Source organism: Paenibacillus sp. 1SOY10 (genome assembly GCF_056836745.1).
The window spans coordinates 106,331-127,770 of the sequence record NZ_JBXENK010000007.1; the positions used below are offsets into that span (position 1 = coordinate 106,331).

The window sequence follows — 21,440 nt, forward strand, 5'->3', positions numbered from 1 at the left end:
TTCTCTATGCGCTTGCTTTTCTCCCTGTCTTGATCCGGCTAAGATAGGAGCGAATGCGCTCCTGATTGGTCGTATAAGCCATGAAGACCACAATGAACACTCCGATGACCACGGTTTGCAAGGAACTGTTAATGCCCATAACCACCATCCCATAGGATAAGGAATTCATCCCTAGCGCCCCTGCAAAAATGCCCAACGGCAAGTTCGTAAATTGCGCAAGGTACAGCCCCATCAATACGGGAGCCATGGAAGAGAACATCAAGGCGGTGGAGCTAAGATTACCGGCTGGTGATACCAGTACAGTGGAGGCGTTAATAACGGCAGAGATGCCAAGGAGCGCCCCTACGACCAGGTAGGTCAGCAAAATATTCTTCTTCTCCTTCACGCCCATGTTGACCGCAAGTCTCGGATTGGCCGACAACGATCTTGTATCATAGCCAAATTTGGTGTGACCCAGAAGGTAATAGAACAACACCATGACTACGGCCAACAGGATATAAATCCAGGGCGACCTTGCGAAGATCGTCAGGTTAGCATGCATAAATAGCTGGGTACCTGAACCTCCATAGACGACGCCGGATATCGCCTCATACATCATCACCACGCCAAGCGAGACAATGATCGTAGGCACCCGAATCCAGACATACAGGAGCCCTTCAAATAAACTCAGCACAATGGCAACCGCGATAGTAATGATGAGCAACATGACTGGGCCGAGCCCCAGATCAATCGTTATATTGCTCCCAATGATGCCGGCGAGCATGATGATGATTCCTGGTGCAAAGTCCCATCTTCCGCCGGATAAAGGCAACGCAATGGCATAAGCCGTAATCGTCGTCAGCACGCTGCCCCGTACAATCCGGTCGAAGGCTCCGAAGGATACGTACCCTGTTTTGCTCATGAGAAGCGTTATAACCAGAAAGCTGAGATACACAGCAATTGGAAACATGAAGGTCTTTAGCAGGTTAACTGCATATTTCAACATTGAGGCTTGCATAGTTTCACTCCATTATCCGCTTGCCCGTCAAACTTCTTTCCCAAAGCAAGCATGGTTTAATTTCTGGCCGCCTTAATCTCGGCAAGTGTACGATTCGTCAGCTCCTGCAACGATTCCCATGTGGCTGCATCGTTATACGTTAGCATAACGCTCTTCAATTCTTCTGCCGTCACAGGACCTTGGGATTGATCTTCCGGAATAACGTAAGTTTTGAAATCCTGTACCTCTTCAATGGAAGTCATCGTGACATAGCTGATATAGCCATTGGCCTTCCAATCCGAATATGTCTTGCCATTCAGCCGATCATAGAGCTGGGCGAAGGAGTTCGCGACAAGCTGACCATAGTTGTTTGTTCCGGCCATCAGCACCTTGCCGCTGGCAAAGCCATCTTCCGCGCTATCGTTATAACCAAGCGCCAGCAAAGGAATGTCCGGCTTCGTGCTGTTGAGGATGGCTGGATACACATAATCCATACCGGAACCCAAACCTACAATGGCATCCACCTCGGGATGATCGGAGATTACCTTGGTCACGGCATCGGCCGCATTTTCCGGAGCGAAGGAATGGAATTCTGTCGGATACACGGTCACTTCTCCTTGCGTATCCAGTTCATTCATCTTATCCGTGAAGCCCTTGATAATAGCCGGAGCATCAACAAAGGCAAACTCCAGGAATGACGTCATCCCAATATGCTTCGCCCCAGATGCATAAGCTTGTTCCGCATATTTGGCTCCCAGTTCCTCAGGATTCTCGCCAAATTGCTTGATTCCACCTACAAAATAGTCACTCGTTACATTCTCGTCCACTTCACCCAGTGCGACCGCATAATAAACACCGGCTTCTTCCGTCAGGCTGACGCTTTGCTCCAGTGCGGTATCATAACCACTAATGATGGCATCCACGCCGGAGGCCAGCAGGTTCTCCAGACCGCTGATATGTCCTTCTTCACTAGGTCCTACCGTAGCAAAGTTGAATTTCACATTGAAATTCTTCTCCAGATACGAGCAATAGGCTTTAATTTGTTGTCCTTGAATATCGGTATAATTGTAGAGCATGACTCCTATGGTATAGTTGTCTTTCGCCTTGCCGCCTTCATTGCCGTTTGCACTGTTCCCGTTCCCGCCACAACCGGACAGAACTACACTGAACAGAAGCATCAACGCTACCAAAGAGAAGATCCACTGTTTTCTTTTCATTTGAATGTACCCCTTTTCTGATCTATTATTGTTGTTTATCTCGGCATAACCTCAGTGGCCGGTCTCCGCAGTAGCAGGAACACGACAACGAGGAAAATCATACCCTTCACCAGCGATACGACCTCAGGCGGAACGCCCACCATCACCAGACCATTGTTCAGCAATACCAAGGTAATGCTTCCCACAAAGGCCGAGCTCATTCTGGAACGGCTACCCCCGTTGAGCGCCATGCCGCCCAGAATCAACGCGACGATAACGTCCATCTCCAGTCCCATCCCGGTGTTCTCACTAATCACCGCCGAGCGGGACAAGGAGAGAATCGAAGCGACCCCCACCAGGATACCCGCCAGCAGATAGGCAATAACCTTGGTCCTCTTCACTCGTACACCACTCTGTGATGCGGCCAGCGGATTGTCGCCAATCGCTTTGTTTTGCTTGCCCATCTTCGTCAGATGGAACAATACATAACCAACCACACCCACCAGCACGATGATGGTTACGATCAGGGGCATATTCCTCCCGAGCTCCCTTAATGGCTTGACATCCATCAGAGCAATCTTGGTCACCGAGGTTGACACCTGATAGGTGACAATCCCTCGGGATACAATCATGATTGCTAATGAGGCAATCGCAGCCATGAGGCCAAACTGGTTGGCAATCAGCACGTTGATCATATAACAGAGGACCGATATGAATACGGCCATCAGAATGCCTAGCACAAGTGGGGCTCCTGCATTCATCGTGTAAATAGCGGCCATGGAGCTTAGCGCCAACACCGCCCCTACCGAAATATCCATCCCACCATGGGAGAAAATAAAAATCATCCCCACGGTGATCGTAAATAAAATGACGAGCTGCTTGAGTATCGTTCGAACGTTGAACTCAGATAACAGCGCTCCGTCTGTCATGAGCGTGAACACAAGCAATACGAGCACCAGCCCGGCATACTGGATCAGCGTATGTTGATGCTTTTTGAAAAATAGTTTCATCGTTGTTTCTCACCGCCTTGCCTAAATCATGTAGTCGATTAGCATAGATTCACTTAATTGCTCGTCCCGCCGGAATTCCTTATTGATTCTTCCATCCTTCATCATCAGAATTCGGTCGCTCATCCCGATTAATTCGGGGAGTTCCTCCGAGATGATCAAGATGGCATAGCCTTGCTGCTTCAGCGAGTAGAGCAGTTGATACATCGTAGTCTTCACGCCAACATCAACACCGCGAGTTGGACTATCGAGGATCAGAATCTTGGAATCGTTGCCGATCCATTTACCGAAAGACACCTTTTGTTTGTTGCCCCCCGACAATTCCCCTACGCGCTGATTCATCCCGCTGGCCTTGATATTCAATCCCTCGATCTGCTTACGAGCAAATCTCTTCTCTGCTCCGGGCAAGACCAGTCCGAATTGGGTCAGCTTTCCGAGGGCCGACAATACAAGGTTTTCTTTGATTGAAGCCTCCATAATTAAAGTCTCGCGATCCCGGTCCTTGGACACATATCCGACTTGATTCGCAATCGCATTCTGGACATTTTTTATCTTGGTGGGATGTAGTTCTCCCTCCGTGGTCTTCCTATGCCCGTATACGATAACTTCACCCTGCTGTGGCTTCAACTCACCGAAAATGACCTTCCCTACCTCATGCATACCGCTGCCTGACAATCCACCAATTCCGAGGATTTCTCCTTGGTACAGATCAAAGCCAATATCGTGAAGGGTATCCGTATGAACGTCCTTCACTTGAATCATGGCCTGATCACCACGGGAAGCGACATCATCGCTTCTATAGTAGTTGCCTTCGATTACTCTGCCGACCATGGATTGCTTGATATGATTTTCTTCAAAATCTGCGCGGTCAATGGTCGTAATTAAATCACCATCGCGCATAATTGTCAGCGCATCGCAGACCTCCATTAACTCAGGAAGGTCATGAGAGATAAATAAGACTGCTTTATTCAGATCACGCAGCTTGTGCATTAACCGATGAATCAGAAGTCTTCCGTCGTGCGACAATGCGGTGGTCGTCTCGTCCACAATGAACAATTCCGGCTCGTGATACAACGCTCTCGCGATTTCAATCAGCTTCCGCTGTTCGAAATTCAAGGTGAAGGTCGGCTGTGATACGTCTACCGGACCGAACTCAACAAGCTCCAGCGCCTTCTCTGCCTCCTCAAGCATCCGCTTGCGATCAACAAAACCGCCCCGCAGGAATCGCTTCTCATCTCCCAAAAAGATATTCTCCGCAATGGACAAAGGACCGATGGTTCCGGTCTCCTGTACAATCATGGAGATTTTTCTGGCCCGGGCATCCAGCGGGTTCTTGGGAATATAAGGCTCACCTTCGACATAGATGTCCCCATCCGTCTTCGGCAACAAGCCGCTGATCATCGCGGAAATGGTTGATTTACCGGAACCGTTTTCACCAATCAGCCCACGGATTTCCCCACGATAAATCTTCATGCTCACCTTGTTCACGGCCAAAACCTCATTAAATCTCTTCACAATGTTTGTGGTTTCTAAAAAAACGGGTTTGTCCATGTCAACCTTCCTTCAATTTTGATATCGCTTTCTTCCCGTGGCCCAAGTGTAACACGATTGAGAATGCGCTATAACTACTTCATTTATCTTCATTAGGGCAATAATTTAACCAATACCGAACACCAAATCCTAGAAATGCTGACACAAAGTTAAAAATCCCCCCCTTACGGGCGTCATAAACAACAAAAAAGCACACTTTCTGCTGAAAGCGTCCTGATTCTGCTCTTTGAAGCTCCTATATTCCGGGAAACCAAATATCTTAGCATAGAACAGGTTAAATATTAACTATAGTTTTTATCATGGATAGAGTAATAATTTAACCTAAATCGACAATTTCCAACATTTCACTCTTTAGCATTGTGGATTACATTAATATTTAGTACACTCTGAAAAAAGCATGGAATTAACAAACCGACCATTAAGGGGTGCTTGAGCTTGGAGTTTCGCCATGAGATTATCAACTTCCCCAAAAAGCTTCCTATCAAGTTTTTCCTGCACCGCATCGGCAGTGTAAGCCGACATTGGCATCAGTCCTTAGAGCTTATTGTAACCATGAAGGGACAGGTCAATATCAATGTCAACAATATCTCCTATCAGCTAGGCGCTGGAGACCTGATTCTCATTAATTCCAACGAGGTACATGAGCTGCATTCCGAGGACGCCACGATGGTCGCCTTGCAAATCAAACTGGAGTTGCTTAAGGAAGTCGTTGTCGATCTGAAGAAGATGTATTTCGACTGCAATACAGCCAAGACCAACCAACCCGAGATGTTCAGAAATATCAAGCGCATCGTTGCCCAAATCCTCCAGCACAATATCAATGCTTCGGAGTTTATTGATTTGAAGAATGCCGCCCTCGTCTATGAATTGATTTACGAGCTATGCACGCATTTTAGCAGTGAGGAGCAAGGCGGTACCCGCCAGCCCAAGGAAGCCCTGGACCGGCTGCGCCGTATTCTTGATTATGTGAACAGCCATTACAACGAGCCGCTGTCCCTGCAAGAGGTGGCGAAGCAAGAGTTCCTGTCTGTTCCTTATTTGTCCAAATATTTCAAGAAGAAGCTTGGCTTATCTTTCAGTGAATATTTGAAGGATCTGCGCCTGCATTATGCGGTGAACGATTTATTGAACGAATCGCTGACGATCGACAAGATTGCCGCCAAGAACGGCTTCCCCAATGTGCGCTCCTTCGTAACCGCATTTAGCGAGAAATATGGAGAGCTTCCTAGTATATGGCGTAAGAAGCACGCGGAGGAAGTATCAGGAAGCATTGAGACAACCAAGGAAAAGTCGGTGAATTATTATCAGGACGAACCTCACTCTTATCACCAGGAAATTTCTTTGTTTATCGAGAATAATTTGGGTGAGCCCTTGGCCGTAATCCCACCACAGCCCCATTTGCAGCAGCTCTCCACCACCCTCCAGGTGAATGTGGACGAGCCGACTGTAGAGCTGAAGCATCACTTCAAGAACTTCATCGGCGTAAGCCGGGTGAAGGAAGTGCTCTATGCTGATGTTCAAGAAGCCTTGCGTACGACGCAGCAGGAAATCGGGTTTCATTACATCAAGATGCATGGGCTATTAGATGATGATCTGATGGTGTATGGGGAGGATACCGAGGGGAAGGCCATCTATAATTTCCGGCTCATCGATAAGGCGTTCGATTTTCTACTGTCCGTTGGCTTGAAGCCCCTCGTACAGTTTTCATTTATGCCCGGCAAGCTAGCCAGCGATTTGTCCAAAACGGTCTTCTACGCCAACATGAACACCAGCCCGCCCAAGGACATGGACAAGTGGAACCGATTAGTCGAGGCGTTGACGCGGCACTTGATTGGACGATACGGCATCAGGGAAGTGCGAAGCTGGATGTTCTGCGTATGGAATGAGCCCAGCTCGTCCAATCTGCTATTTGGCTTCAAGCAGGATGAGACCTTCTTCTCCCTCTACAAGAATACCTACGACACGGTGAAGAGTATCGATTCGCTGCTACCCTTCGGCGGTCCTGCCGCCTTCTCAACCTATAATAAGAACGAGGACTGGCTGTTCTCTTTCCTGACCTTCAGCCGGGATCATGCCTGTCTGCCTGACTTTATCACCGTTCATTATTACGATATCGACCTTGTGCCGCAGAACAACCATCTCAGCATGGACAAGCAGCTTAACCTTAGCCCGGTGACCGACTCCTTCCAGCAATTTATCGACCGGCTCCATAGTCGTCTCTCGGAGGAGAGCTTGTCCCATCTACCTGTATATATGACGGAGTGGAACTCCACGGTGTCTCATAAGGACTTGATGAGCGATACCTGCTTCAAGTCCTCCTATGTGATCAAGAACATTACTGAAAATTATGATCGTCTGGACTCCTTTGGCTACTGGCTCCTGACCGACATGCATGAAGAGAACCGGTTGCCACAGCAATTGTTCCACGGTGGGCTGGGTTTGTTTACGTATAACAACATCAAGAAGCCAGCCTACCATGCCTTTTACTTCTTGAACCGGCTTGGGGATGAACTTATAGACCAGGGAGAGGGCTATTTCATAACCCGGAAAGGGAGTAATTACCAAATACTACTGCATAACTACCATCATTATGATGATATTTACGCGAATGGTATCTCAATCAGTATTTCGCACAAGGAACGTTATTCTCATTTTCCCAATAAAACCAAACGAGAGCTGCGGCTCGCGCTTGCCCCCTTGGCTGGACATTACGAGATCAAGCATTCTATCGTAAACCGCAGCTATGGCAGCGCTTATGATAATGCCCTGAATCTGGGTCAAGCAGCCGATTGGTCCGCTGGCGATGTGGATTATCTGAGACAAATTTCCATTCCCAGAATTGAAAAGGAGCTGCGCTTTACGAGCAATATATTATCGATTCAAGCGGTGCTGGAGCCTTTTGAAATCCGCCTGATTGAAATTTCCGAGATTCATGAGGGGGAGGGCACCACCTAAGTACCATCTTCCTCCATTCCCATCCCTTCACACCATCAATAAGTGGATGTATTCCAAATAATTGACATATGGTAAATTAGTCTATATGATAATTTAAAAAGGAAAAATGTGGATGGGAGGTATTTCTTTGGATTCGTTATATCTTAACGACCTCAAAGTCGATTCCTTGGTAGACTTGTTAAAAGCTACCTATACCTTGGAAGACTGGGACAAAATGATTGAAATTTCGGACAAGCTCTATCATACTACTCAAGAATCTGAAGAAAATGTAAAAATCAAACGTTCCAGTTGTGAGAGGCATATCGTATATTACGTTGGCTACAGCCAATTAATGAAGGGAATCGCCTTACAAAACAAGGGACAGTATAGCGAAGCTAAAGAACTTATAGATAATTATAGCGATCTTTCTTGGCTGGAGGATGGAAGTAAAGAGGCAAGCGAAGAGGTCTCCTTTTTCAATATGTTCGCCAAAGCTAATTTGCTTGCGGTCAATGTTCTTGAAGGAAATTTGGAGTACCTTGATCCGTATGTTCAGTTTCTAAGAGAATCACGATTGGATGAATTAATGCCAGGATTACTTAACATTATTGATTCTTCGCTAAAGAATGATTTTGAAATTGACGATTTATTAGCGTCGTTTAAGATCGAAATGAATAGAGCCATGGAATACTATAAACATAAAAGAGCATTATACATCATGAAAGTGCTTAATAAATTATCCATCTATTATCTCGCAAGAAAACATTATCATATGGCAATAGATACCATCTTACAAGGATTGGAATTCTCTAATTTGCTTAGTGACACCAGAGCATTTAGAAAGTTTACTATCATTTTTGAATCCATTCGCAACAAGACTAGTGAAGATCAGCAGTTGCGATATTCTTCAATGATCCATCAACTTCTTAAGGAGGAATTGAGTCATGAAAAAAACATATCTTTCCGTGATGGTAGTTTTTTGCCTGCTTAGTGTAATCCTCGGACCTGTGGTAACTAATCCATCTATCATTTCTACATATAGCCATGGGGTAGAACATTAATTCGCAACTATTCTATTAAAAAAGCACCGATCCCTCTGTTCTCGGATCGGTGCTTTTTCATTTTATATAGGAACCTCAGGTCGCCGATATCTGACCAACGAGCGATACTTCTTCCCGGGTTTGAGCTTCCCGGTTTAGCAGACCTGCAATTCTCTCCAACCCAATCTGTAAGGTTGCCCTTGGGCAGGCCAGATTAAGCCGGATACAGCCCTCTCCATTAGCCACGAACATTGAACCATCCTCCAGCAGTACGCCTGCCTTCAGGGCGAAGAGTAGTGGTAAGTCCTCTCCAGGCTCAACATAATGACTAATATTTACCCAGGCCAGATAGGTCGCCTCGGGAATTTGGAACACGGCTAATGGAAGATGCTCTGCCAGGAAAGCCTGTGTAAACCTGAAGTTCTCGTCGAGGTAGCTTTTTAGCTCAGATAGCCAATCATGCCCATGCTCATAAGCCGCTTGCGTTGCCGCAATGCTTAACGGGTTTTTGAAGGCATAATGACGTTTGCACCAAATCTCCCGCAGTTCCTTGTTAGGGATAATCACGTTGGAGAACATCAGGCCCGCCATGTTAAATGTCTTGCTGGGGGCCATGCAAGTGATGATCCTGTCGGAAGCCGGATGTATTTTGGCCAGAGGCGTATGGGTAAGGCCCTGCCGCAGAAGATCACAATGAATCTCATCGGAGATGACCCATAGATTGTTGCGCAGGCAGATGTCTCCGACTCTTTGCAATTCTTCTTGGGTCCACAGCCGCCCGGTAGGGTTATGAGGATTGCAGAAGATGCAGAGGGTTACTTTCTCATCGCTGGCCTTCTGCTCCAAGTCTTCGAAATTAATGGTGTATTGTCCGTTTTCATAGATCATCTCCGACGAAACCCACTCCAGGCCATGATGGTCCGCAGCCTTCTGAAAGTAAGCATAGGATGGAGTCAGGAATAGTACCTTCTCATCGGGCTTGCAAATATACTCGCACAGCTCGTAAAGGGCCGGGATGATGCCCGGAGAAGTACAAAGCTGTTCCTCGGGGAAGGTCCAATTGTAATATCGCTTCGTCCAGGACACTACAGCTTGATAATAAGCTGGATCGAACACCTGACTGTAGCCGAGAATTCTTCTATCCAGACGCTGGGTAATCGCTTCAATAATCTCCGGTGGCGTAGCAAACTCCATATCGGCAATCCACATCCGTGTCAATTCTTCATCACGACATGGAAAGCTCAAGGAATCGGGATCGTGGTTGCCAAAAATAAATTCACGAAATCCGTCCGTATTCATCGCATTCGTACCTGTCCGATCGATAATCTCGTCAAAGTTGTATTTCATGCTGCTCGACTCCTTCTTCCTTCTTCCTGCTTCAAATCTCTTACAGTCATTATTCCATATTCCCTGGATCGCCTCACGAGACAATAATGTCGTCATAAGAAACAAAACCTCACATTTGTTTCTTTTAAATACACTTAACAATGAAAAACATGCTATAATCATGAAAAAAATCAATGTATGTGTTTTTTTGCAGTTTAGTGTATTCTAACGAAACAGCTCTAAAGGAGTGGTTACCGATCGTGCAGATTAATGAGGAGATTGGCAAGAAAATTCGGAGTATTCGCAAGTATAAGGGACTTTCGGTGGAGGATTTGGCCACTTTGATATTCAAGAGCAAGGCCACCGTATCCAAATATGAACGCGGCAGCATTACCTTGGATGTGGAGACGTTATACGCCATTGCCAAGGCGTTGAATGTACAGGTAGAGCAACTGCTGTACATGGAGCCGCGTACTCCCGCGCCGCTTACCCCAAGCCTCCCGGCCAGCTTCTTCCGCAATTCCACGCGCTTCTATTCCTACTTCTACGATGGACGAATTAATAAGCTGGTCCGATGTGTGGTGGATATGATGGCCGAAACAGAAGGCGGCGGCTACAAAACGCTGCTATACATGAACGTCAAGGATTTCGAGCATTATCTGCAATGCGAGAATTCATATTCCGGCTACACCGTGCACTATGACACACTAACCACGCTGATCCTGACGAATCAGGCAACGCCCCTGGAGAAGCTCACGATTCATATTCTGGCTTCCTTTCTGGAATCGGAGCAGAAGTGGGGACTGATGTCCGGTGTATCGTTCCGTCCCTTCATGCCTATCGCGCTGAAGATGTTATTCTCGAAGACTCCCTTGGACGAAACAAAGGAATTGATTAACGAATTGAAGATCTCCAAGGACGATATCCGCAAAATGAAGCTCTATAACATGCTGTCTGTGACTTGAAATGTTTCTGCAACAAGTTTATTTTTAACAAGCAACAGCGTCTCTTGCGTTAAGTTAATATGCATTAGATAACCTTCAAAACTTCCAAACGTAGACAATATATAATCAAGCATAGTCTCAATATACGCTGGCTTGGATTGCATTAGCTCCAATGGTAAATCTTCTTGATACTGTTGCAGTATTGGATTTTCTTTAATATATACCTCTGTAACGATATAGTTAGCAATAATATCCGGTTTACTAACACCCGCTAAGCCAAGCAATAACATCGCGATAATACCGGTTCTATCCTTGCCTGCTGCACAATGAAACAACACGCATCCTTCCTGTGCCGCCATAAATTCAAAAACCTGTTTAATAGCGGCCGTTGCACTTTTAAGAATTTCCAGATAAAAGTCCATAATAAATTGTTCTGGAAGTATTGTTCTCGCTTTTGTAAGATCAGGGTTTACTGCATCAGATCCAACCAAGGGGATATTAATATAGTTAATTGGGCTAACGGCCGCTAAGGCATCAGGATGACTATCAAGCTCTATAGCACTTCGTAAATCTACAACTGAGGTTAGACCATAATTTAATAAAAAATCGATATCTTGCTGATCTAATGCTGATAAATCATCCCCGCGTAGGAAGCAGCAATACATAGTTACCTGCCCGTCTTTTGTCGGATATCCGCCCAATTCTCTTACGTTAAAAGCATTTTTCAAAGGTAGATGAACCATATTCTTCATAGTTACCTATAGACTCCTTTAGATCAATTTTTTCAATCGATTCACAAAAATCTCTACGATCAGCATGCTAATAAATATAACAATAATCGTCGTAGAAATAGCGGCATAATCATATCTGCCTAGCGACTTCATTAACATACTTCCGATACCTGCTACGCCTACCATCCCTAGATTAATAGATTCTGCAATACCAATTTCCAGCTTAATAGCTGTCCATGACATAAACGGTCTAATTACGCTGGGAAGCAAGCCTTTAATTACAATTAAAACCCAGCCTGCTCCTGTTGTTTTGAGCGCCTCAATAATATGTGAACCCTGTTCCTCAATGCTAGCTGTGAATGCTTTGGTCAGGTAGCCTACTGTTGAAATAATTAACCCAATCATTCCGGCTGTACTGCCGAAGCCAAGACTTGCCACGACCATCAAAATCCATACTAAGGCAGGCACGGCTCGAATAACGGCAACACTTCCTTTAATAAACGCTGCTAAGATTCCATTCGGGGTGATATTGCTAGCTGATAAAAATGATAAAATGATGGCAATAATCAAGCCAATAAACAATCCACAAATTGCGATTGCCGCTGATGCCAACATCGCTAATAAAATCGGACCAATATTGCTCAAGTCGATCGTCATTAATTTACTTAGTACGGTTCCTGCATCACCAATACGTGTAATAAATTTACCAATATCCAGATCCAAGGACATAAAGCTAACATAAAAAAGAGCGATTAAAGCAATAGCAATGCTAACTGTTCTGATTTTGTCCTTCGTTCTTGACAATTTAACCGTCGTATTCATTCTCTGCCTCCTCTCTCCCTTAGTGAATCAATTTACGCAGCTTATTTGTGCAGTATTCGGTAATAAGAACCATAGCAGCAAGAATAATAATTAATGAGAGAGCTTCATGATATTTGAACAATCTCATATTGGTCTGGATCATAATCCCGATCCCTCCGGCTCCTACCATTCCCAAAATAGCAGATGCTCTCATATTGATTTCAAAGGAAAATAAAGTCCAGTTAATCCAGGCGGGTATAAATTGAGGGATAAGCCCGTGAATAATAATTTGCCAATAAGATGCACCACAAGCCTTCAGGGCTTCAAGCTTAGAGCCTGCAATTTCATTAATAGATTCTGAATAAGAACGCGCCAGAAAACCTAACGTTGCCAAAATCAGAGCAATCAGCCCTACCATATTGCCAATGCCGAATATATACACAAGAAGTGCTGCCCATGCCAATACAGGCACATTGCGAAGAAACGATAGAACAAACCGAACAGTGAACCTCAGCCAAGCAAATCTATTCGTTTGTTCGGAGAGTAATATGCCAAATAACAACCCTAGCACAGCAGAGATATAGGTTCCCACAACGGCAAATAAAATAGTGTCGACAATTAACGGCACATACTTATTGATATTGCCAAAATTGGGCGGCAAAAAATTATTAACAAAAAATGCGATAAATTCAGGCACAGCAACAAGCGCTGACCACGGATTAATTTCCAGTAAAATAAATGCGCCGATAATGACAGCTGCAACAAGCAAAATAATTACACTTGTTTTCCAACGATTTGCTGTTGATAAGGCTACTTCCGCATTTTCAACTTTATTACGCATATGAAGATACTTCCTTATCGCTAAGTTCAACTTGGTGCTGCTGGGAAGCTAACGTCATTTGTTCTTCTTTTCCTTTATAAATATGGGCAATCATATCTTCGGTTAGTTCAGTTGGCTTGCCGTCAAACACTACTAAGCCATCCTTTATCCCTACAATTCGACTTGCATATTTTTTGGCAAAATCAACCTGGTGTAGGTTAACGATGCACGTCAGATTTCTTTCAGTCGTAATTTCTTTAATCTGATCCATTACAATATTTGCAGATTGCGGATCTAACGAGGCTATCGGCTCATCAGCCAGCAGCAATTTGGGCTCTTGCACAATCGCTCTGCAGATGCCTACCCGTTGCATCTGCCCCCCCGAAAGGGCAGACGCTCTTTTATAAATATGCTCTTCAAGACCAACCTTTTTGAGCAAAGCATAGGCTTCACGCTTGTCTTCCGCACTATATAACCCCAATGTACTGCGAAAAAGAGACATTTTACCCAAGCGTCCATACAATACATTTTTAATTACATTCACTCTATCAATCAAATTGTAGTGCTGAAAAATCATACCGATGTTAGCCCGCTGCATCTTTAAGGAACGGCCTTTAACTTGCTCCATATGAACTCCATCAAATACAATTTCTCCTGCAGATGAGTCAATCATGCGATTGATACAGCGAATAAATGTCGATTTACCAGCACCTGATGGACCGATGACTACGACAAATTCGCCTGCGTTAAACTCAATATCGATGCCATTCAGAGCATATGTTTTGTGCTTATCATAAGTTTTCTTTAAATTTCTAATTGATAATAGCGGACTACTCAAAGCCTTATTCCTCCTCTATTTTCAAAATTTTAACCATCTTTTCCACTTCAGCATAATCGGAATCCTTTGCTTCTATAAAACGAGTGGCAGGATCTTGATAGAAGGTTTGAAAATAGACTTCATCATCATATTTAAGATAAAAATCCTTGATTTTGTCCTTCAGCTCTTGTGGCAGATCTTGTCTAATGACATATAAGGCATTTGGAATTTCTGCCGTTTCGTCAATAATTTTGAGCTCATCCTTGTTAATCAAACCCGCCTTGTCCATCGTATTAATCACTTGAAATGCTACTGCTGCGGCATCGTAATCACCTTTAGCAACACCCATTAAGCTTGTATCGTGTTTTCCTGAAAATACAGTTGTTTTAAAAAAATAATCCGGATTTTCAAGCTGATCCGTGTCCAGCTTCAAAGCATCTAGCAATTTAGCTTTGGGATACATATAACCAGACGAGGATGCGGGGTCAACAAAGGCAAATGTTTTTCCCTTTAAATCTTCAAGGGAATTAATGTCTGTTCTTGATTTTTGCGTAACAAACACCGTTTTATAAGGATCAGCACCCATTGTTTTTGTAGTAACCAACGGATCTACGTCAGCCATTTTTTTAGCCTGATAGTAGCTCATAGGGGAGACGAGCAAAATATCCAGTTTGCCAGCCTTCAGAGCTTCAAGTCCTACTGAATATTCAGCGCCCTCTAGCTCCTCTACCTTTATGCCAAGCGTTGTTTCCATAGCCTCGCGAAAAGCATCATTTTTGGTGCCTGCATCTGGATTGTTTTCATCAGGCATTTGCACAATCGTAATTTTGTCCGGCATTTCTGAGCCAGCACCCTTTGAAGAAGTGCCCTTTTCATTTCCGCAAGCCGCTAGAATCGCTGTTGCCAAACCTACAGTCAAAGCCATTAGTAATATTTTTCTAAGTAACATAAAAACATTTCCTCCTCTTAATTGTGGACTCCCGTCTGTTGATCAAAAGATATGCCTTTCATCCTTTAGCCGGCGGCTAATCCTCCTTTTTAGCAGTTGTATACAACTCGTATTTTATAAATGATAGCGAGAAATTGTAAATTTTGAATAGTGAAATATTCATATCTATGTAAAAATGTAACGTTGAAACTTGTCTGTGTATCGCTTTATGATGGATTGCATGAGCTTAGAATATAAGATAAGATTATTTTGCTAATTCTTTTGGAAAGGAAATGAAAAATGCCATCTCCATCCTTGGCTGACGTTGCTTACAGCAAAATCAGAAAAAAAATTATAACGGCCCACTACATGCCCGGGGATTTATTGTCCGAAAATGAACTGGCGGATACACTAAGTATGAGCAGAACGCCCATTAGAAGTGCTATTGCCCATTTAGAAGTAGAGGGATTTGTGACTTCGTTCAAAAATAGAGGGATATTTGTCAAGGAGTTGTCTTTAAAGGAGATTTTTGATGTTTTGGAGGCTTTTTTGTGCCTCCAGGAATTTGCTATAAATACCGTAATCGAGAGAAACTCCTCACTAAATAGCGAGGAGCTCCAAATACACTTAAATGCGCAAATAAAGGCAGAGCAAGAAAATGATTATATTGCGTATATCAATCATGCTATGGCATTCAATCGCAGCTTAGTCTATGCCACAAATAACCAAGTCATGCTCAAATTAATGGACTCCATAATAGATAAAATGATTCAGTTCGGTATTGTCAATTGGAAGCTAACCCCTAATCAGATTCACTATTCTGGCAATCTACTAAATACATCGATTTATGAAGCAATTTGTTCCTCAGATTACTCCAAGGCCAAGCAATTATGCAGACAAAAATACTTGGATAGCCGCGAATCAATTTTGAATTCAAGAATATACAAAAGTTACTAGTATCCAATTATACCAGGCCGATTCCTATTTGGTAGCAAATGACCTGGTCAGTCCCATTCAGGAAAAACGGCTACAAGAACTTCTGTGGAGGATGATTGCACCCATGAGCCGTCTATGGAACAACTCAATCTACCCGAAGCTCGTTACGGGCTTCTTGTTAGCCATTATCCCCGTGTACATTGTAGCGATGATACTTAATGAATCCGGCGCCAACCATGTTCGGGAGAAGAACACCCAATCCATTCAGGCCCGGATGACCTTCTATATGCGCTCACTGGAGCAGGAATTAAGCAGTACCAAAATGCTGATGAACAATCTATCCCAGGACTCTGATCTGCAAAAGCTAAGCACCATTGCACCCGCTATGCCCCGCTCGGAATATTTCCAGTCTGTTAACCGATTGCACGATAAGATGCGTCTGCTTCAAGGCTCCAATCAATACATTGAATCTGCCAAAGTATACATCCCCTTAATCAGCAAAACCATTCAGGAGTCCTCTTACGTAGACCCACTCCCTGAAAATCAGGTTGCTGCATTGATTGATGCGCCGAATAATGTGATATTTAGCTGGAATCACAAGCTGCTCCTCGGTCTGGCCAATCCGGACTATCCACGTTCCGGGAAGGACCCGGGCTTCGTCATTGTCACCGAACTTTCCATTTCGGATTTACAGCAAGCTCTGTTAACGCTGGCTACAGGTAGTGGTGGCGCGGCCATCATCAGCTCCGATCAAGGCTGGTCCATCTTCAACGCCGGAGGGGAAGAGCTTGGAGCCCAAATTCTGAGCAAGGTTGATCAAGAAGCCTTGGCAGAGGCCCGCTTGCTCAAGCAGTCGTATGATGAGAATATATCACTTGGCAATGCTGCTTACTGGACAAGCGTCATGCATTCGGATTATTTGAATGCCGACCTGGTCATGTTTGTGCCGCAATCGGAATTCATTGGTCCACTGAGTCAATACCGGATGATATTATTCGGGTTATCCACCTTCTCCATCATCGTCGTCATTGTATTCTCTTATTGGATTTACAATCGAATTCATCGTCCGCTTCATCGCATGGTACGTGCCTTCCGCAAGATTGATATCGGTAATCTGCAAGTGAAGCTCACCCATGTACATAATGATGAGTTTCGCTACCTTTATGAGCAGTTCAACCTGATGGTCGAACGACTTGAGGTACTTATTCATGAAGTCTACGAGCAGAAGATTCGCTCTCAACGCTTCGAGTTGAAGCAACTCCAATCGCAGATTAATCCGCATTTTCTCTACAACAGCTTCTTTACCTTGCATCAGATGGGTGAAATGCATGACTTCGAGAATATCGTCCGCTTCACCCGAATCTTGGGGGAATACTTCAAGTTCATAACACGGAATGCCTCAGATGATGTAGCGTTGGAAGCTGAAGTGGCCCATGCCAAGGCATATGTCGACATTCAGACCATCCGCTTCCGTCACCGAATCAAGGCTCACTGGGAGCCTATCCCGGAGGCTTATACGAGCTACGCCGTACCCCTACTTGTGCTACAGCCTTTGATTGAAAATGCCTACGAGCATGGCCTTGAAGATAAGGAAGCCGATGGACGCATCGAAATCAACATGTATGAAGATGCCGAGGGCCTATCGATTTGTGTAGAGGATAACGGGGAAGCCCTGACCGAGGACAAATTGACGCAACTACGCCAGTTACTGGCATGTCCTGAGGTGAACAGCGAGGTTACCGGACTACTCAATGTACACAGACGCTTACAACTAAAATTCGGTTCAGCCGGAGGCTTGCAATTATCACGCAGCCGCCTGGGTGGGCTGAAGATTGAGATGAGACTTCCACCAGAAAAGGGGACGAGCCACGATGTATAGATTACTGATTGTTGATGACGAGCCTTATATCGTTGATGGATTAGCAGACCTGTGTGAAGGCGCTGAAACGCTTGAAGTGGAGGTCTATAAATCCTACTCGGCTAGCGAAGCCTTGAACTGGCTCAAGCGGACAAAGATTGATATTGTCTTGTCCGATATCAAGATGCCTGGACTGAGCGGCCTGGCCCTCCAGAAGGAAATTCGCCGCTATTGGCCCCATTGCAAAATTATTTTCCTGACCGGGCATGATCAGTTCTCCTATATTCAAGTGGCTACCCGAGGAGGCAGCATTGACTATATTCTCAAAGCCGAAGGCAACGACGCCGTGCTGAGGGCACTAGAGAAAGGCATTCGCCTGCTTGATCAGGATATGGAGGCTGGAAGCCTGGTGAGCCAAGCCCAAGAGAATATGCGCAAGGCCCTCCCCTTCCTCCAAAAAAGATTTGTCCTTGACTGGCTGCAAAGTGGACCTGAATATTTGCAGGTTCAGAACATCCATGAGCGTTTTGAGGAACTGGATATGCCACTTCATGCCGATCTTCCTTCCCTCATGCTGTTGTGTCGGGTCGATACCTGGAATGACCAGGACTCCCTGGGGATGCGTTCTCTCTACCTGTATGCCATCGAGAACATTATGAGCGAATTGCTCAGTCCTATGGTGTCTTATATCGCGGTGGAGTACGACCGAGCCAAGATGGTGTGGCTGCTCCAATATCGTGAAGGTGAACTGGAGGTTGGCGAAAGCCATGAGGAAGCCGTTAAACGGGTAACCCGCTTTGTTCACGGGACACTGGAACAAATTCAAATGGAATGCCGAACATTGCTGAAACTTAAAACCTCATTCGCCGCTTCTAATGAATGGGTGTCATGGAAGCAGCTTCCCTCCAAGCTGGAGACCCTTCGCGAGCTATTGAGCAGCGGTCTGGGCATTGGCCATGAATCACTGCTCGTCGAGACAGCGCTCGAAGTACAACCTGCGGTAGAGCCCGGCATGAAGGCGCGTTCGCGAATTCATTTGAAGAGAATCGAACTGCTCCGTGGCTGCCTGGATAACGGGGAGAAGGAGGAATTTTATACGCTGCTTACTGAGGTGACGAATGTAGCAGACACCTCCTCGGGAAGTTATGAATTCTTGCTGCGAATGGAAATATATTACGAATTGGTTGCCGTATTCATTCCCCATATCGTCGAGTTCCAGGAGGTATGTGGAACGAAGCAGATTAATTTTGATGAGCTGACTGAGTTCAAGGCACATGAATCCTGGGAAGCTGCTTGCGCTTTTCTTCGGCAATTATCAGACCTGATCTTCTCCCACAAGGAACAGAACAAATACGAGCAGCAACACGAGGTCATCATTAAGGTCAACCATTACATTGAGCACAATCTGGCTGGCGATTTGTCCTTAACCCAGATCGGAGAGATGGTGGGACACAACCCCTCCTATTTGTCTCGCTTGTACAAGCAAATTACAGGAGAAGGCTTGTCCGAATCGATTACAGCAGCCAGATTAGCCAAAGCGAAAGAATTGCTCAGCAGCACCAACATTAAAATTCATGAGGTCGCCGCTTCCGTTGGTTTCATTTCGCCGCCTTATTTTTATCGTTTCTTCAAAAAAGCTACCCATTTGACTCCTCAGGAGTATCGAGAGCTAAAAAATACGTAAACGGAAGATAGGAATGTAAAAAGCTTGAAGTAGATCGAGCTTGAGGTGCTCTCTATAATTTAAAGAGAAGAGAAACAACGCTTGAGGAAATAAGCAATATCTAGCAGATTCTTGAGGAGGGTACACATGAAGAAAAGCAAGCTGGGTTTAAGTATGCTGGTTATGATCATGGCTTTCTCGCTAGTATTAAGCGCCTGCGGCAAGGACAACAATGCTGCATCTAATCAAGGAGCTGCAGACAGTGGAAGTAATAATGAAAGCGTTGCCAACGAAGGGAATACCGATCCCTTTGGCAAATACGATTCTCCAATCGAACTAAGTGTCATTCGCTATGTTAGTGAATCAACCAAATTCCCGAATGGACATGACATTAACAACAATGTCTGGATGGATTTCTACAAAAGCTTAGGTATTAACGTAAATCATAAATGGATTGTTACAGGCCAGGAGCAATATGAATCCAAGGTCAACATTGCGATCGCCTCCAACGACTTGCCCGATTTTATGGAAGTTAATGAAGAGCAGCTAAGACAATTGGCGGATGCCGGGCAATTAGCGGACCTGACGGAAGCCTTTGAGAAATATGCTAGTGATGATCTCAAGGAATTGATGTCTATTGAAGATAATGCGCTGCCCTCAGCGACATTTGATGGAAAATTACTGGCCATCCCTTCAACACAGCCGGTGATTGGCGGCTCTGCCCCGCTGCTTTGGGTAAGAGAGGACTGGATGGAGAAGCTGAACCTGCCAGAACCTCAATCTTTCGATGATGTAGTAGCGATTGCTCAGGCCTTCCAAAGCCAGGACCCTGACGGCAACGGTAAATCGGATACCTATGGCATTGGATTGACCAAAGATATCGGAATCGCTACCACTTCCCTCGGGTTGTTCAACTCTTTCGAAGCCTACCCCGGGATTTGGATCGAGAAGGATGGCAAGCTGGAGTATGGCAGCATTCAGCCTGAGGTGAAGGAGACCCTCACCAAGCTGCAGGAAATGTACAAGAACAAGCTGATTGACCCGGAATTCGGGGTTAAAGATACGATTAAAATGTTTGAATCCATCACTAGTCACAAGATCGGTATGGTCGTAGGGCCAAGCTGGTATCCGGCCTGGCCGTTCTGGGATATGGTCAAAGAAGATGAAAGTGTAAAGTGGAAATCCTATCCGATCCCTTCTGTAGACGGCGGTACTGCTACCGTGCAAATGCCCTTCTCCGTTAGTCACTACTATGTACTGACCAAGGATTATGAGCATCCGGAAGTCATCGTGAAGCTGGCTAACCTCTATTATCAAAAATTGTACAGCGATGAAGCTGAATTTGATACTTACGGTCAAGTTATCGTTGATGATGTATCCATCGGCGTGAACAAATACTCCCTGGTTGAGGTCGTAAATCCCAATAAGGATTTGATCCGTCAGCAGGAGTTGGAAGAGGCCTTGAAAACGAACAGCGATGCGGCCATCTCCAGTTCGGAGACAAAGATCATGTTCAAGGAATTCCAGACTTTCCTTGACGGCACTAATCCAGCCGGTTGGTCCGGGTATGTAGCCAATGGTCCAGATGGCTCCATGAGACAGTTGCGCGAGCTTAACGATCAGAAAAAAGTGATCAGCAACAGCTTCGTCGGCGCACCGACCGAAACGATGGCCGACCGGAAGGCTACGCTGGATAAGCTGGAGCAGGAAACCTTCGTTCGCATCATTCTTGGCGAAGCCAGTCCCGATTCCTTCGATGATTTCGTAAGCAATTGGAAGAAGCTTGGCGGAGATGCCATCACGGAAGAAGTCAACGAATGGAACGCATCCAAATAAACCACCCAAAGTGAACCGCTAGTTCAGGAGGAGAGGAGTCGATTCATCCCTCTCCTCTTTCTTTTCCCAAAAAAAC

Annotated in this window: 17 protein-coding genes; 7 read left to right on the plus strand and 10 right to left on the minus strand. The window is 45.2% G+C overall.

Annotated elements, in window-relative coordinates; all coding sequences use genetic code 11:
- Positions 1-4: 4 nt before the first annotated feature.
- Genes AC1VOR_RS16575 through AC1VOR_RS16590 form a run of 4 tightly spaced genes read right to left on the minus strand, consistent with a single transcriptional unit; the run spans position 5 to position 4,667 of the window.
- Positions 5-997 carry an ABC transporter permease subunit gene (locus AC1VOR_RS16575; protein WP_059049354.1) on the minus strand — a complete coding sequence of 331 codons (993 nt, stop codon included), beginning with the start codon at positions 995-997 and terminating at the stop codon, positions 5-7.
- Positions 998-1,053: 56 nt separating this feature from the next.
- Positions 1,054-2,193, minus strand: coding sequence for a sugar ABC transporter substrate-binding protein (locus tag AC1VOR_RS16580; protein ID WP_059049353.1), 1,140 nt, complete (start codon positions 2,191-2,193; stop codon positions 1,054-1,056).
- A gap of 35 nt (positions 2,194-2,228) precedes the next feature.
- Positions 2,229-3,182, minus strand: coding sequence for an ABC transporter permease (locus AC1VOR_RS16585; protein ID WP_482619363.1), 954 nt, complete (start codon positions 3,180-3,182; stop codon positions 2,229-2,231).
- Between the two features lie 21 nt (positions 3,183-3,203).
- Positions 3,204-4,667 (minus strand): sugar ABC transporter ATP-binding protein, encoded by a 1,464-nt coding sequence (locus AC1VOR_RS16590; protein ID WP_482619365.1) that lies wholly within the window; start codon positions 4,665-4,667, stop codon positions 3,204-3,206.
- 498 nt (positions 4,668-5,165) lie between these two features.
- On the opposite strand from AC1VOR_RS16590, the gene AC1VOR_RS16595 reads away from it, so the two are divergent.
- Together AC1VOR_RS16595 and AC1VOR_RS16600 are read left to right on the plus strand one after the other, a co-directional pair.
- Positions 5,166-7,685 (plus strand): GH39 family glycosyl hydrolase, encoded by a 2,520-nt coding sequence (locus tag AC1VOR_RS16595; protein WP_482619367.1) that lies wholly within the window; start codon positions 5,166-5,168, stop codon positions 7,683-7,685.
- Positions 7,686-7,812: 127 nt separating this feature from the next.
- Complete coding sequence (locus AC1VOR_RS16600) at positions 7,813-8,655, plus strand: hypothetical protein (RefSeq protein ID WP_482619369.1); 843 nt, start codon at positions 7,813-7,815, stop codon at positions 8,653-8,655.
- 145 nt (positions 8,656-8,800) lie between these two features.
- Here the strand turns inward: AC1VOR_RS16600 and AC1VOR_RS16605 are convergent, their stop codons facing one another.
- Positions 8,801-10,051, minus strand: a complete 1,251-nt coding sequence (locus tag AC1VOR_RS16605; RefSeq protein ID WP_482619370.1) for a MalY/PatB family protein — start codon at positions 10,049-10,051, stop codon at positions 8,801-8,803.
- 239 nt (positions 10,052-10,290) lie between these two features.
- Here AC1VOR_RS16605 and AC1VOR_RS16610 point away from each other — a divergent pair, with 239 nt between their 5' ends.
- Positions 10,291-10,995 carry a helix-turn-helix domain-containing protein gene (locus AC1VOR_RS16610; protein ID WP_482619372.1) on the plus strand — a complete coding sequence of 235 codons (705 nt, stop codon included), beginning with the start codon at positions 10,291-10,293 and terminating at the stop codon, positions 10,993-10,995.
- Here the strand turns inward: AC1VOR_RS16610 and AC1VOR_RS16615 are convergent.
- From AC1VOR_RS16615 to AC1VOR_RS16635, 5 genes are read right to left on the minus strand one after another with little or no spacing between them, the layout of a single operon-like run.
- Positions 10,971-11,726, minus strand: a complete 756-nt coding sequence (locus tag AC1VOR_RS16615) for a tyrosine-protein phosphatase (RefSeq protein ID WP_482619374.1) — start codon at positions 11,724-11,726, stop codon at positions 10,971-10,973. The genes AC1VOR_RS16610 and AC1VOR_RS16615 overlap by 25 nt on opposite strands.
- An 18-nt stretch (positions 11,727-11,744) precedes the next feature.
- Entirely contained in the window at positions 11,745-12,527 is a 783-nt protein-coding gene (locus AC1VOR_RS16620) for a PhnE/PtxC family ABC transporter permease (RefSeq protein WP_482619376.1), read from the minus strand.
- 19 nt (positions 12,528-12,546) lie between these two features.
- Positions 12,547-13,347 (minus strand): phosphonate ABC transporter, permease protein PhnE, encoded by an 801-nt coding sequence (gene phnE, locus AC1VOR_RS16625; RefSeq protein WP_482619378.1) that lies wholly within the window; start codon positions 13,345-13,347, stop codon positions 12,547-12,549.
- Positions 13,340-14,164, minus strand: coding sequence for a phosphonate ABC transporter ATP-binding protein (gene phnC / locus AC1VOR_RS16630; protein ID WP_482619380.1), 825 nt, complete (start codon positions 14,162-14,164; stop codon positions 13,340-13,342). The genes phnE and phnC overlap by 8 nt, the downstream gene beginning before the upstream one ends.
- A 4-nt stretch (positions 14,165-14,168) precedes the next feature.
- Positions 14,169-15,092, minus strand: a complete 924-nt coding sequence (locus AC1VOR_RS16635; RefSeq protein WP_482619382.1) for a phosphate/phosphite/phosphonate ABC transporter substrate-binding protein — start codon at positions 15,090-15,092, stop codon at positions 14,169-14,171.
- Between the two features lie 279 nt (positions 15,093-15,371).
- Here AC1VOR_RS16635 and AC1VOR_RS16640 point away from each other — a divergent pair, with 279 nt between their 5' ends.
- The 4 genes from AC1VOR_RS16640 to AC1VOR_RS16655 all read left to right on the plus strand — a co-directional run bounded on the left by AC1VOR_RS16640 (position 15,372) and on the right by AC1VOR_RS16655 (position 21,364).
- Positions 15,372-16,028 (plus strand): GntR family transcriptional regulator, encoded by a 657-nt coding sequence (locus AC1VOR_RS16640; protein WP_482619383.1) that lies wholly within the window; start codon positions 15,372-15,374, stop codon positions 16,026-16,028.
- Between the two features lie 103 nt (positions 16,029-16,131).
- Positions 16,132-17,886: a cache domain-containing sensor histidine kinase gene (locus AC1VOR_RS16645; RefSeq protein ID WP_482619384.1), complete on the plus strand. Its 1,755-nt coding sequence runs from the start codon at positions 16,132-16,134 to the stop codon at positions 17,884-17,886.
- Positions 17,879-19,549 carry a response regulator gene (locus AC1VOR_RS16650; RefSeq protein WP_482619386.1) on the plus strand — a complete coding sequence of 557 codons (1,671 nt, stop codon included), beginning with the start codon at positions 17,879-17,881 and terminating at the stop codon, positions 19,547-19,549. Before AC1VOR_RS16645 ends, AC1VOR_RS16650 begins: the two co-directional genes overlap by 8 nt.
- A gap of 126 nt (positions 19,550-19,675) precedes the next feature.
- Entirely contained in the window at positions 19,676-21,364 is a 1,689-nt protein-coding gene (locus AC1VOR_RS16655; RefSeq protein WP_482619387.1) for an extracellular solute-binding protein, read from the plus strand.
- Positions 21,365-21,440 lie beyond the last annotated feature (76 nt).

Coding starts and splice junctions, on each gene's coding strand:
- AC1VOR_RS16655 (WP_482619387.1), top strand. CDS start 19,676: ATGAAGAAAAGCAAGCTGGGTTTAAGTATGCTGGTTATGATCATGGCT.
- AC1VOR_RS16605 (WP_482619370.1), bottom strand. CDS start 10,051: ATGAAATACAACTTTGACGAGATTATCGATCGGACAGGTACGAATGCG.
- AC1VOR_RS16645 (WP_482619384.1), top strand. CDS start 16,132: ATGAGCCGTCTATGGAACAACTCAATCTACCCGAAGCTCGTTACGGGC.
- AC1VOR_RS16615 (WP_482619374.1), bottom strand. CDS start 11,726: ATGAAGAATATGGTTCATCTACCTTTGAAAAATGCTTTTAACGTAAGA.
- AC1VOR_RS16620 (WP_482619376.1), bottom strand. CDS start 12,527: ATGAATACGACGGTTAAATTGTCAAGAACGAAGGACAAAATCAGAACA.
- AC1VOR_RS16575 (WP_059049354.1), bottom strand. CDS start 997: ATGCAAGCCTCAATGTTGAAATATGCAGTTAACCTGCTAAAGACCTTC.
- AC1VOR_RS16635 (WP_482619382.1), bottom strand. CDS start 15,092: ATGTTACTTAGAAAAATATTACTAATGGCTTTGACTGTAGGTTTGGCA.
- phnE (WP_482619378.1), bottom strand. CDS start 13,347: ATGCGTAATAAAGTTGAAAATGCGGAAGTAGCCTTATCAACAGCAAAT.
- AC1VOR_RS16580 (WP_059049353.1), bottom strand. CDS start 2,193: ATGAAAAGAAAACAGTGGATCTTCTCTTTGGTAGCGTTGATGCTTCTG.
- AC1VOR_RS16585 (WP_482619363.1), bottom strand. CDS start 3,182: ATGAAACTATTTTTCAAAAAGCATCAACATACGCTGATCCAGTATGCC.
- AC1VOR_RS16650 (WP_482619386.1), top strand. CDS start 17,879: ATGTATAGATTACTGATTGTTGATGACGAGCCTTATATCGTTGATGGA.
- AC1VOR_RS16640 (WP_482619383.1), top strand. CDS start 15,372: ATGCCATCTCCATCCTTGGCTGACGTTGCTTACAGCAAAATCAGAAAA.